Below are 11,413 nucleotides of genomic sequence, written 5' to 3' on the forward strand. Positions count from 1 at the left end.
AACCCACTAATCGGGAAAATTCAGAGATAACACGTCAAGTTTTGACGCTTTGACTGTATATCTTTGAAAACAAATAAAGATCAATAATAATATCTTTATATTTGCGCAATTTTTAACATAAAACAACAAAGGATGACAAAACTGTACCTTAGTGCATGTATAATATGCACCTCCCTCACAATGTCCGCCCAGCAGACACTCTGGCAACGGGACATCAAATCCAGTTCGCAGGATTTTTTAAGCCAGATTACAACAACAATTGACGGCCAGTACCTGATCACAGGAAGCTCCATACAGCCACCAAGAGCAGGAAGTAAGCAGAACAACGGCTACGATTTTCACTTGATCAAATTGAATCAGCAGGGAAACCAAATCTGGGAAAAGTACTTCTCTGGAAACAATCACGACTACCTATCTTCAACTGTCACGACCCAGGATGGTGGTTTTTTGATTTCAGGCACGTCATATTCAAACAAGGGACTGGATAAAAAGGACGATTCTAAAGGCAGTTCAGACGTTTGGCTCATTAGAATTAATGAATTTGGAGACGAGCTATGGCAAAAAACTATTGGAACTTTAGCAGATGAAGAAGCAAGAGCTGTAATTCAGACTACAGATCAGGGATTCTTTGTAGCTGGCAACGTGCAAAACTCTCCTAAAGGCTACGGTTCGAAAGATGTACTTGTCATTAGATTAGATAAAGACGGAAAAGAACTCTCCCAATTTATTTTTGGATCGAAAGGATTAGACCAGGTCGAGAAGATGATCCCTACACGGGATGGAGGAGCATTACTCGGAATATACTCCAGAAGCGGTATCGGTGGCACAAAGAAAACAGAAAACTACGGGGAAGGAGATTACTGGATTGTCAAGCTCTCAAAAGATGGAAAAGTAGAATGGGAGAAGAACTTTGGAGGAAAAGGTGATGATCATATAAGAACACTTGCGTTAACAGCAACGGGTTACATTATCGGTGGAGAATCCAGATCAGAAAGATCAGGCAATAAAACCGAAGGAATAGAAGAAGGAACTGATTTATGGGTTATTGCTTTAGATCAAAACGGGAATGAAGGGTTCCAGAAGTCTTACAGCTTTGGAAACAGGGATATTCTGATGGGAATGAGTGTGATTCAGTCTTCGGATGATAAGTCTATAAAAGGCGTATTATTAGGTGGCTATACGCAGGCTGAAGGCAGGATAAAAGCCGATGACGAGACGTTTTGGCTATTGTACATTGATCAGCTAGGGAACGAATCATGGAAAAAACATGTCAAAGGTGAATCCAGACAAAAAGAAGAAAGGTTATCTGACCTGAAGCTTAACCGTGACGGATCAATCGTAATTGCAGGAACGAGCGCAGAAGAGCTGGGAAAAGAAAACTGGAAGATTGTAAAGCTTGGAGATAAGCAGGTAGGTGATCTGATTGAAAAGTATGATATCAAGATCTATCCGAACCCAGTCTCTGATTATGCTTACGTAGAAATAGGCTTTGATTTTAAGGATGCTGATATTCTATTATATGATATGTCCGGAAGACAGCTTCAAAATCTTACAACCAAAAACAGAGTCACCAAGTTAAACACCCAGGCACTCATTCAGGGTGCCTATCTGGTGACTATCAAAACTGATACTAATAAAACGGCTAGTGCCAAACTCATAAAGAAATAAACAAGATGAAAAAAACAATCATTTCACTGGCAATTCTTATTGCTGGTATGGGGCAGCTTTATGCCCAGCAAGAAGTGAATTTCGGAGATTTTCCCAAACCAGTACCTTCCGTTTCTTCCCTTGCTACCTATGCCAATACTCCTGTTTCCAATGCCACAGGGCTTTCTGATGTTTCATTTTCTTTGTTGGGATTACCCACTTATAATAGCGGAGTGAGCTTAAATGTGGGATTATCTTACAACCCTATGAATGCTTCTGAAAATGAACCAGCGAGTCAGGTTGGTAATGGTTGGTCGTTATTTGCAGGAGGTGTTATTTCCAGAAGTATTGTTGGAGATGTTGACGAAATGTATGATAATGCCAGTGTAAGCGGTTATGAAAAAAATAATTTTGATGATATTTACTACTATAGTTTACCTGGAGCTTCAGGAAAATTAAGATTTAAAAGAAATATACAAAACAATACTTTTGAACTCGTTAATTTATCTTCAAATAAGGTTAGAATCAATTATGTGCCGGAAAGCAATAATGCAACGCTTATTATAAAATCATTTACAATAACAGACACGAAGGGAATACAATATATCTTTAATGATTACAGCAGAAGTAATCAGAATCCTGATTCTAATGCACGTGGAGGGAGAATTTATAAATCAGCCTTCTTTTTAACACAAATAAAAGATGCTAATAATATTGAACTGGCTAATTTTTCTTATCAGAAAGATATAAAATATAAGACCAATGGAACTACCCTTTTATATGAAACCTGCAAGCTAAAAACGATTACTTCTCCGGGATATGGAAAGATAGAGTTTGATAACGTGTATGAGCCTTCAATGGAAGGTACAATGAATGACCCTTATAAAGTAGATAAAATCATTTTAAAAGATAATTATAACCATGTTATTTCGGGATATGCCTTTGAATATATTAATGCTTATAAAAGAACATTAAACAAACTGAAAAAGCTGAATAGAAATTCGATAGGAACAGAGACTACAGAATTTACATATAGTAATGTTTCTTATGGTGAGCCTTCATATCCTGGAATCAATTTAGCAGTTCTATGTCCAAGCTATGGTAATGCATTACCTGGTAATATCGAAGTTTTAAAAAAGGTGATCAATCCTTCTGGAGGAGTCGTTGAATATAATTTCGAGCCACATCAGATGTATTTTAACAGAGCGGATCCAAATTATCTTAACACTATTATGGATGGTGATAATTATGCAGATCCTGCAGTTCAGTATCTGGAACCAACAAAGGATATAATATATAATACCAATCAGGCAACTGACTATTCGTTTACAGTGTCAGGAACCAAACCAAGAAAAATATTTATAGCATTTGGTTATGACGAATTATTTACACCCCCTTTATATTGGGATACCAATACTCCTCCATATGTCGACTATTATGTTACTAATAATAATGGCGAACAGTTTTTTGGAACAACATGTGGGGCTAATACAATTACAAGAGAGTTTAGTTTAGCCCCGGGAAATTATAAACTAAGAGTAACAGGTTCTGGTGGAAGAGGCTTAGCTCATATATTTCAAATTGCTCACCTTCCGCTTCCACTTAAAAATTCTACTCAAATTGGGGGAGTAAGAATTGCGAGTATAAAATACTACAACAGTAAAACAGATGCTACTCCTACAAAAACCACCAAGTTCGAGTATAATAGTTTTTCAGACAGCAATGCTTCTTCTGGATATGCTTATTTTCCTGAAATAGATCAAAATGCCAATACTTATTTACTTTATAAAAATGTTAAAGTCACCAATGACAATGACAGTAACGGATATATAAAATACTATTATAAGACACCTGATGATTATCCCCAGGAACCATATACAGTGAATGGAGCCAGTAAAATGTATTGGCCATATTATGCTTTTACAAGTGGAGGGCTATTAGACAAAAAAGAAGTCTATAATTCCCAGAATAAACTACTGGTTTTAGAGAAAAGTGAATATACATTTGCTGATATTCCGGGAGCTTCGGACTATAATCCTTTTGAGGATGTGTATTCTAAATTAGGATGGCTGAAGAAAACGGTGAATACATCGATTTCTTATTTTGATAACGGACAAAGTATAGAAGAGAAATTGGAAACCAATTTCAATGCATTCAATTTTGGCGTAGCATCTACTAAAAATATAGTAGACGGGAATACCGTAGAACAATTCTATACCTATCCTGAAACGGGATATGCCAACCTTTCTAACGCTCATATTTTAGACGCTCCTGTTCTAGCGGAAGAAAAAAATGACGGAAAAACAGTGTCCAAAGCGGAGACAAAATATGATAATGCAGGCAGTACGTTACCTACTTCGGTGCTGGCTACTAACCTAAGTGACGGAACGACAAAAACAACAATGAAATTTGATCTCTATGACGAAAAAGGAAACCTCCTGCAATTAACGTCTTCCGTAGGCATCCCTACAGCTATTGTGTATGGATATGACAAAACACAGCCTATTGCCAGGATAGAAGGAGCAACATATGCACAGGTAACTCCTTATATTCAGGCTATTGTAGATGCTTCCAATGCAGATGCTCAAAACCCGGCTAATGAGCAGGCACTACTTACAGCACTGGATAATTTCAGAAAAACAGCAGCATTGAAGGACTTCCAGATCACCACCACCACCTATGATCCTCTCATAGGAACCACCACCACTACTCCACCTAATGGAATCAGGGTAATCTATAAGTATGACGCTAATAACAGGTTACAGAAAATAGTGGATATGAATGGGGTAACGCTGAAAGAATACCAATACAACTACAAAAACTAAACACAATGAAAAAAATAACGCTACTCCTAAATTTGTTTGTGGTTGGCTTTACTTATGCACAGACCAACCTTACACAGACAGAAAATTATATTTATGAGAAAACCTGTTTAACAGAAGACTGTTCCAAAAAAACAGAAACCGTACAATATCTTGACGGGCTGGGAAGAGTGAAGCAGAATATCGCTGTAAAAGCAACACCCTCAGGAAAAGATATTGCTGTTCCTGTGGAATATGACACCTATGGAAGACAGGTAAAAAGCTACCTTCCTGTTCCGCAGTCAGGGACACAGAATGGAGCTTTATATGCAGACCCGCTTTCTAATGCTTCTTCTCTTTACGGAAATGAAAAAATCTATGCTGAAAAAGTACTGGAATCGTCTCCTTTGGGAAGATCATTACAGCAAAAACAGGTCGGGAACGACTGGTCTGGACATCCCGTACAGTTTTCATATGATGCCAATACCTCAGCAGATGCGGTAAAAAAATATAGTGTAGTTACAAGCTGGATAGAGGGACGAACCAACAGCGAGTTGAGTCTTTCAGGAACCTACGCTGAAAACACGTTATATAAATCTACGGTTACAGATGAAGACGGTAATATAACCACCCAATTTAAAAATAAGAAAGGACAGACCATCTTAACCAGAAAAAAAGACGGAGTCCAGAATGCAGATACGTACTATATTTACAACGAATATGGCGGACTGGCTTATACCCTTCCTCCATTAGCTTCAGCTTCTGCATTAACCCTAGATATGGTAGATAATTTATGCTACCAGTACCGGTATGATGGCTGGAACAGACTCGTGGAAAAGAAAATTCCAGGAAAAGGCTGGGAGTTTATGGTGTATGACAAGCGGACAGAATGATTCTATCCCAGGATGCGAATCTAAGGAAAACTTTCGACTGGATCATCTATAAATACGATGTGTTGGGAAGACCTATTTATACAGGAATCGTAAAGTCTAATAATAGTAGGATCGGGATGCAGAATCAGATCCTTGGGGGAGCTGTCCTTGAAGGAAGGGATAATACCCCTCTGACAGCAAATGGAATGCCTTATTATTATACCAATATGAATTGGGGGCTCAATACGCTTTTGTCTGTTACGTATTATGATTCTTATCCTCAGCAGTATGGCTTTAATCCCCCTGTACCTTCAAGTATTATGGGGCAAACTGTACTGACAGACACCCCTACCACAGATGGAAAGAGTACAAAAGGACTTCCTGTACTCAGCCTTGTAAAGAATATTGAAGATGATGGCTGGACAAAAACCTATACCTATTATGACAGAAAAGGAAGAGTGATTGGAGCTCATTCTATTAATCATTTAGGCGGATATTCCAAAACAGAATTATTACTTGACTTTGCTGGTATGATACAACAAAGTAAAGTGCTGCACAAAAGACTGGCAACAGATCCAGAAAAAGTAATCACACAGACTTTTACCTATGATCACCAGAACAGATTGTTGGTGCATAAACACCAAATTGATTCTAATCCAGAAGAAATTTTGGTACAGAATGAATACAATGAGCTTTCACAGCTGAAAAACAAAAAACTTGGGGGAACCAATCCTTCCCAGCCATTACAGAGCATTGACTATACTTATAATATCAGGGGATGGAATACTAAGATCAATGATCCTTCCAATCTGAACGGTAAACTGTTTGGATATGAAATGAAATATTCCAGTCCGGTAAACTCCAATGTAGCTCCTGGAAAATTCTCAGGAATAATCACAGAAGTAGACTGGAAAAATGCTTCCGAAGATATACTGAAAAGGTATAATTACAGTTATGACGGGCTAAGCAGGCTAAAGGATGCTGTCTATTCTGAACCTAATGCTACGGTTCCCTTTAACAATTATTACAATGAGCACCTTACTTATGATCTGGGAGGAAACATCAAGACCCTAAAAAGAAATGCCTTCCCTGTGAACGGAAGTACAGCCACACAGGCAGATGACTTGGTATATGATTATACTGGAAATCAATTGACTAAAGTAACCGAAAATGCATTGAATGATTCAGGGTATGAAGGCGGAAATAATCTTATTACCTATGATCAGAACGGGAACATGAAAGATATGCTGGATAAAGGAATCAAATCCATCCAATACAATTATCTGAACCTTTCCACTGAGTACACTGTTCAGCAGTCAGACGGATTTGGGCTGACGCTGAACAGCAGGATGAACTATCTTTACCGTGCAGACGGAACCAAACTGCGTAAAACCTATTCCAGTGCACCCCCAAGAGGATCTACCACCACCCGTATTACAGACTATCTGGATGGCTTCCAGTACACCTACAACGAAGGAGGCGGAATATGTCTTGAATGCAGAACGGAAAGTGCCTTTGAACAGCAGGCTTATAGAAATGCATCATTTGTATTTCCTGGAAATCCAACCCCAGAATGGAAGCTGGATTTTGTTTCCACAGCAGCAGGATATTACAGTTTCACAGAAAACCGCTATATTTACCAGTACATAGACCACCTTGGAAATGCCAGGGTAAGTTTTGCAAAAAACAGCGAAGGTGCTCCTGAAATTATAGATACCAACAATTATTATCCTTTTGGACTGAACCATATTTCAAATTCGTTCAGCAATTCAGGTTTTGGAAGCTTCTACAGTTATAAATATAATGGCAAAGAACTTCAGGAAACAGGATTGTTTGACTACGGATGGAGACAGTATATGCCTGATCTTGGAAGATGGAACGGAATAGACCAGTTGGCAGAAGCCTATACCTCGACCAGTCCTTTTGCGTATGTTGCTAACAACCCTGTTTTAATGAGAGATCCTGATGGAAGATGGATGGATGATTCAGGGCATATTACCGATACATCAGGCCAGACCTATGGTTTTCTTGGTGCATCATTTAAACCTAAATATGCTACCAATTTTCTTGGAATAAATCCTGGAGACGGTGGCGGTGGAAGTGGAAAAGTAGATTACTCTTTATTAGATGGACTTCGAAGTGAATGGGAAAAAAGAGGAATTTATTCAACTATTTCAAAGAACGGATATCTAACTTATTGGATGGCAGGAGAAGAAGGAGATGCTAATACATCAGAAGAAATGGTAGCTAATATGTTTAAAATTGCCGATGGTTTGCAAAATAGTCTTATCGATAATTCGTTCAACTGGATTCAAGGTAATCCAATTAAAGTATCACAATTTGCAGGAATGATACAGGCAGGTTCCACAGTAGCAGAAAAAGGACTATCAAACTGGAATGGTGCTTCAAATATTACAAAAAGTCGTATTTTTGCAGAAATCATAAGTACAAAACTACCTTTTTCTGCTAAAGCATTGGGAACTGCTTCAACAGTTTTAAAAGGGTTAGGAACAACTGTTGGTATTGTTGGTTTAACAAATACAGCTTATCAATATAGCCAGGGTAAAATCTCAGGTACTAGAGCTGTTGTTGATGGATTGATGGGAGTTGCAGGCTTTTTTCCTGCTACAGCTTGGGTATCGGTAGGCTATTTTGCCATAACGGCACTTTATGAAACATATGGTAACGATGGTAAACCCCTATTTTAAAATGATTAGATTTATAAGATTGCTTTTTTATCATATTTATACTTTTTATTATAGAAAAGAAGGAAAGTCATATTCAAAATATACAACTTTTGGAGTCTTTTTAGTTTTAATTTCTGTTTTAGCAACAACAATCTATGATTTGGTTTACCAATATTATGATATTAACTACACTACACTTTCCGGAAAGGCATACGTGATTGCTTGTGTTGTTATCGGTATCATTAGCGCTTCCTATCTTTATAAAGAAGGCTTTGAGGATTTTAATGAAAATTATGACTATAATAAAAAGTACTATTATTATTTTTTTATTATAGTACTCTTTACTCTTGGTTTATTTATTTATAAGGCTAATATCAGTAGAGAAAGAATTTTCAAGCAAAGAGAAATGCATAAAACATCTGTTGAAATGAAAAAATAAAATGACTTGATATTAAGGTTATTATTGTGGAGACAGGTAATGTTCCAAACAATTTGGTAATAAATTAGGGCATTGGATTTCATGCTCTAACTTTGATCACTCCACGAAAATGGTTTGAGATATTTGATAATTAAGAAACAGGCAATCTATTATGGTTGCCTGTTTTATTTTTACTGCTGAATATAAGTTATTTTTGCCCATTAGATAGTACTATGTAGTTTAATTCAAATAAACATATCGGTTAGAGTAAGATCTGTAAAATGTGAGATGTGAGATGTGATTATTCCATAACAGCAAAAACATTAATATGTGTTGAGGTTGTTTGAAAAAAAATATGTTTAAAATGAGCTTCAGAAATTCAGTTTTTCATAACACACTGAAAAACTGAAAAACTGAATCGTAAAAACAAATCTTTTTTTTCATACTTACAACTAATTCAAATAAACATACCCAATTCTATCTTTCCATTTTGACAGTGCTTTATCTACAATGTGAATATCCGAAAGATCTTTTTTACAGAGATTCCATACAGGATCATTTTCACGATCTAAAAACTGTAGTAAGAATATTTCTACCTGTAAAGGCTGTATCTCATACTCCGGGTTAATATCTACTTCAAGCCAGCCGTCAAACTTACTATAGATCTCTCCTAGTACTGAACCATCTGTTTTGTCGTATAATACAATAACATAATCAGATTCAATCTCAAAGCCGATCTCATTTTCAAAATCCTGTACCGTCTTTCTGTTGATGATATATTTTTCTCTAATCATATTTATATCTGTTTGAAAAAAAAATGTTTAAATCAGGGTTCAGAAATTCAGTTTTTCATAACACCCCGAAAAACTGAAAAACTGAATCGTAAAAACAAATCTTTTTTTTAGAAAGGCAAAAAATCATCAATATTATCTGATTGAGCGGAAGCCATACCAAAACAAATAGAGCCATTACTCGCTCTGGATTTTTCAAATTTTTTGTTTTCCAGTTTTTTGAAAATTTATTTTTTCCCAACGGCTTATAACCGTCATCCTGACAAAACTGCTTATAGTCTTTATACAGGTCGGATAAATGAACTTTGTTTGTATCCGATGCCGTATAGTTAAATTCATCTATAAACAAATTAACCTTATCAGACTGCCATTTAAACTCACCTATTGCATTATTGACTTTTTCGCTATGGTAAATCTTCTGTTTTTAACAATTCTATCAAGCCCCTGTAAAAGCCAGTTGAAAACTCCTGCTAATTCATTTGCAATTATTTTTTTAGACAAATCAATATCTTTTTCTTCTTCGCTGATTTGAACTTCAAAAGGAATAATAATCCATCTTCTGAAAAAGGCATCTGTAAGCTCAATTTCACTAGGAAGTTCATTGGCGTTGATGATAAATCTGACGGTATTATGCAAAGTAAAGCTTCTGCCATACGGCTCTCTTGCCTGTAACGGCTCACCACTAACTAACGCTTTAAAAGTATCGGGGTTTACATCAGTTCCTTTTTCACTGCTGTAATTAAGCAATACATCCGTCAATTTCGCTCTGTTGTACTCGCTTGAAAATGCCCCTAGCGTATATTGTAAGACATTCTCTCTGCCAAGCAAAGCGCATATTATATCAAAAAATACACTTTTCCCGTTTTGCCCCGAACCCGTAAGCATCAACATTTTTTCAAGATTCAGTTTGGTAAAAATATACCCGGCAAATTCCTGTAATATCATCTGACTTTCTTTATCAGGTAAAACTTTGTCCAGATAACCGTTAAACATCGGACAAGTGGCTGTCTCATCATAGCAAAACGGGAGCTGATAGGTCATAAAATCCGCTGAATCGAAGTCACGAAGCGTCCACGAGTCATTTTCAAATTCAAAAGTCCCATTCTGTAGATTGATTATCATTTTATTTTCATCAGGGACTGGCTGTGATAAATGGCAGTCGGTCAAAAACTGCTTTAATAGTTTGTCTTTGAACTCATAATGAGCAGCATCATAATCAGGGCAACCCATTTTAGCGGCACATTTACCTAAAAAGTCTTTTAAATCGTCTTTATCCAGCTGTTTACAGTACTGTCCATTATAGATATAAGTATAATCAAAGCTTTTGCATAAGCTCCATTGATTAGCCTTTGCAACCTCGCTCAGGTTTTTATTATACCTACAAAAGATGTTTTTGTTTATGTTCTCGTTTTCGGGTAAGTTCAAAAACGTCTGAAATCTACGACATGATTTCATTCAATAATTTTTCTAAAATCTCATGTTGAGATTGTACTGGTTTTTCTTTGTTCATTTTTTTCTTTGTTTTCTTAAAAAAAGACATAGCAAGGGCTATACACGGCTGTTTTTGCAATGTCTTTGGTTTATTTCTTTAAATTTTTAGTTGATTCTTCAGGTGTCTATAAGGCTTTTACAGTATGCGCACGGCATGGTGTGTGGTGTAGTAGCAAAGATTCTGCTTTCCCAGCCTTGTACACCAGTGCATAAGGTTTATTATGCTGCTTTTTTACCTTTTTTTGAGAAATAATCATCTACCTGATTCTGAAAATCATTGAAATTATTTCTTTTATGTTTTGTCATCCATTCCAACAGTTCCAGTCTTTTAAAGTAAAGTTTCCCATTACCAGAAGATGAATAAATGGGTAAATCTGTTCCGACACTGCTGAGTTTATGAAGATAACTTACCTTATAACCCGTGAGTACGGCAGCTTCGTTTACGTCCAGTACTTCTTTGTTCAGAATCGTTGACATTCGGACTGTTTCTTTCAGTTCTTTGAGTTCACCTGCAATGCTCATTAGCATTTCTTTAAATTCTTGTAAAATTTTTACCATATTTCTTTTTTTATTATCCAGCTTCGTTGCTGAATCTGTTTACAAAGCTATGGCGGGAAATGCGGAACAATCGAGGAATAAAGCATTCCGCAAAAAACAAAAACTCCCTGTAAAAAGGAGTTTCAAGAACTATGTGTTAAATTTATGC

9 protein-coding genes are annotated in these 11,413 nt (G+C 36.6%); 5 read left to right on the forward strand and 4 right to left on the reverse strand.

The genetic code is table 11. From position 1 onward, the window contains the following. Positions 1-132 precede the first annotated feature (132 nt). The 5 genes from CLU97_RS20550 to CLU97_RS20570 are packed head-to-tail and all read left to right on the forward strand — an operon-like array spanning position 133 to position 8,446. A complete protein-coding gene (locus tag CLU97_RS20550) occupies positions 133-1,668 on the forward strand; it encodes a T9SS type A sorting domain-containing protein (RefSeq protein ID WP_121489576.1) in 1,536 nt (511 codons plus the stop codon). 5 nt (positions 1,669-1,673) lie between these two features. After that, positions 1,674-4,472: a hypothetical protein gene (locus tag CLU97_RS20555; RefSeq protein WP_121489577.1), complete on the forward strand. Its 2,799-nt coding sequence runs from the start codon at positions 1,674-1,676 to the stop codon at positions 4,470-4,472. Positions 4,473-4,477: 5 nt separating this feature from the next. Beyond that, the gene (locus CLU97_RS20560; protein WP_147436528.1) at positions 4,478-5,341 is read left to right on the forward strand and encodes a DUF6443 domain-containing protein; all 864 of its coding nucleotides are present in this window, start codon (positions 4,478-4,480) and stop codon (positions 5,339-5,341) included. Continuing rightward, a complete protein-coding gene (locus CLU97_RS20565) occupies positions 5,338-8,028 on the forward strand; it encodes an RHS repeat-associated core domain-containing protein (RefSeq protein ID WP_121489579.1) in 2,691 nt (896 codons plus the stop codon). Before CLU97_RS20560 ends, CLU97_RS20565 begins: the two co-directional genes overlap by 4 nt. Before the next feature lies 1 nt (position 8,029). Further along, positions 8,030-8,446: a hypothetical protein gene (locus tag CLU97_RS20570; protein ID WP_147436529.1), complete on the forward strand. Its 417-nt coding sequence runs from the start codon at positions 8,030-8,032 to the stop codon at positions 8,444-8,446. A 431-nt stretch (positions 8,447-8,877) separates the two neighbouring features. On the opposite strand, the gene CLU97_RS20575 is transcribed toward CLU97_RS20570, so the two are convergent. From CLU97_RS20575 to CLU97_RS20590, 4 genes are all read right to left on the reverse strand, one after another. Next, positions 8,878-9,219, reverse strand: a complete 342-nt coding sequence (locus CLU97_RS20575) for a hypothetical protein (protein WP_121489581.1) — start codon at positions 9,217-9,219, stop codon at positions 8,878-8,880. A 55-nt stretch (positions 9,220-9,274) separates the two neighbouring features. Continuing rightward, positions 9,275-9,631, reverse strand: a complete 357-nt coding sequence (locus CLU97_RS24425) for a primase-like DNA-binding domain-containing protein (RefSeq protein WP_121489582.1) — start codon at positions 9,629-9,631, stop codon at positions 9,275-9,277. After that, positions 9,598-10,671: a phage/plasmid primase, P4 family gene (locus tag CLU97_RS20585; RefSeq protein WP_121489583.1), complete on the reverse strand. Its 1,074-nt coding sequence runs from the start codon at positions 10,669-10,671 to the stop codon at positions 9,598-9,600. The genes CLU97_RS24425 and CLU97_RS20585 overlap by 34 nt, the downstream gene beginning before the upstream one ends. A 255-nt stretch (positions 10,672-10,926) precedes the next feature. Further along, positions 10,927-11,265: a hypothetical protein gene (locus CLU97_RS20590; RefSeq protein ID WP_147436530.1), complete on the reverse strand. Its 339-nt coding sequence runs from the start codon at positions 11,263-11,265 to the stop codon at positions 10,927-10,929. Positions 11,266-11,413: the final 148 nt, after the last annotated feature.

The sequence above is a fragment of the Chryseobacterium sp. 7 genome (assembly GCF_003663845.1).
Classification (GTDB): domain Bacteria; phylum Bacteroidota; class Bacteroidia; order Flavobacteriales; family Weeksellaceae; genus Chryseobacterium.

Excerpts from the sequence above, each read along its gene's own strand:
- CLU97_RS20550 (WP_121489576.1), top strand. The coding sequence starts at position 133 with ATGACAAAACTGTACCTTAGTGCATGTATAATATGCACCTCCCTCACA.
- CLU97_RS20555 (WP_121489577.1), top strand. The coding sequence starts at position 1,674 with ATGAAAAAAACAATCATTTCACTGGCAATTCTTATTGCTGGTATGGGG.
- CLU97_RS20570 (WP_147436529.1), top strand. The coding sequence starts at position 8,030 with ATGATTAGATTTATAAGATTGCTTTTTTATCATATTTATACTTTTTAT.
- CLU97_RS20585 (WP_121489583.1), bottom strand. The coding sequence starts at position 10,671 with ATGAAATCATGTCGTAGATTTCAGACGTTTTTGAACTTACCCGAAAAC.
- CLU97_RS20560 (WP_147436528.1), top strand. The coding sequence starts at position 4,478 with ATGAAAAAAATAACGCTACTCCTAAATTTGTTTGTGGTTGGCTTTACT.
- CLU97_RS20590 (WP_147436530.1), bottom strand. The coding sequence starts at position 11,265 with ATGGTAAAAATTTTACAAGAATTTAAAGAAATGCTAATGAGCATTGCA.
- CLU97_RS20575 (WP_121489581.1), bottom strand. The coding sequence starts at position 9,219 with ATGATTAGAGAAAAATATATCATCAACAGAAAGACGGTACAGGATTTT.
- CLU97_RS20565 (WP_121489579.1), top strand. The coding sequence starts at position 5,338 with ATGATTCTATCCCAGGATGCGAATCTAAGGAAAACTTTCGACTGGATC.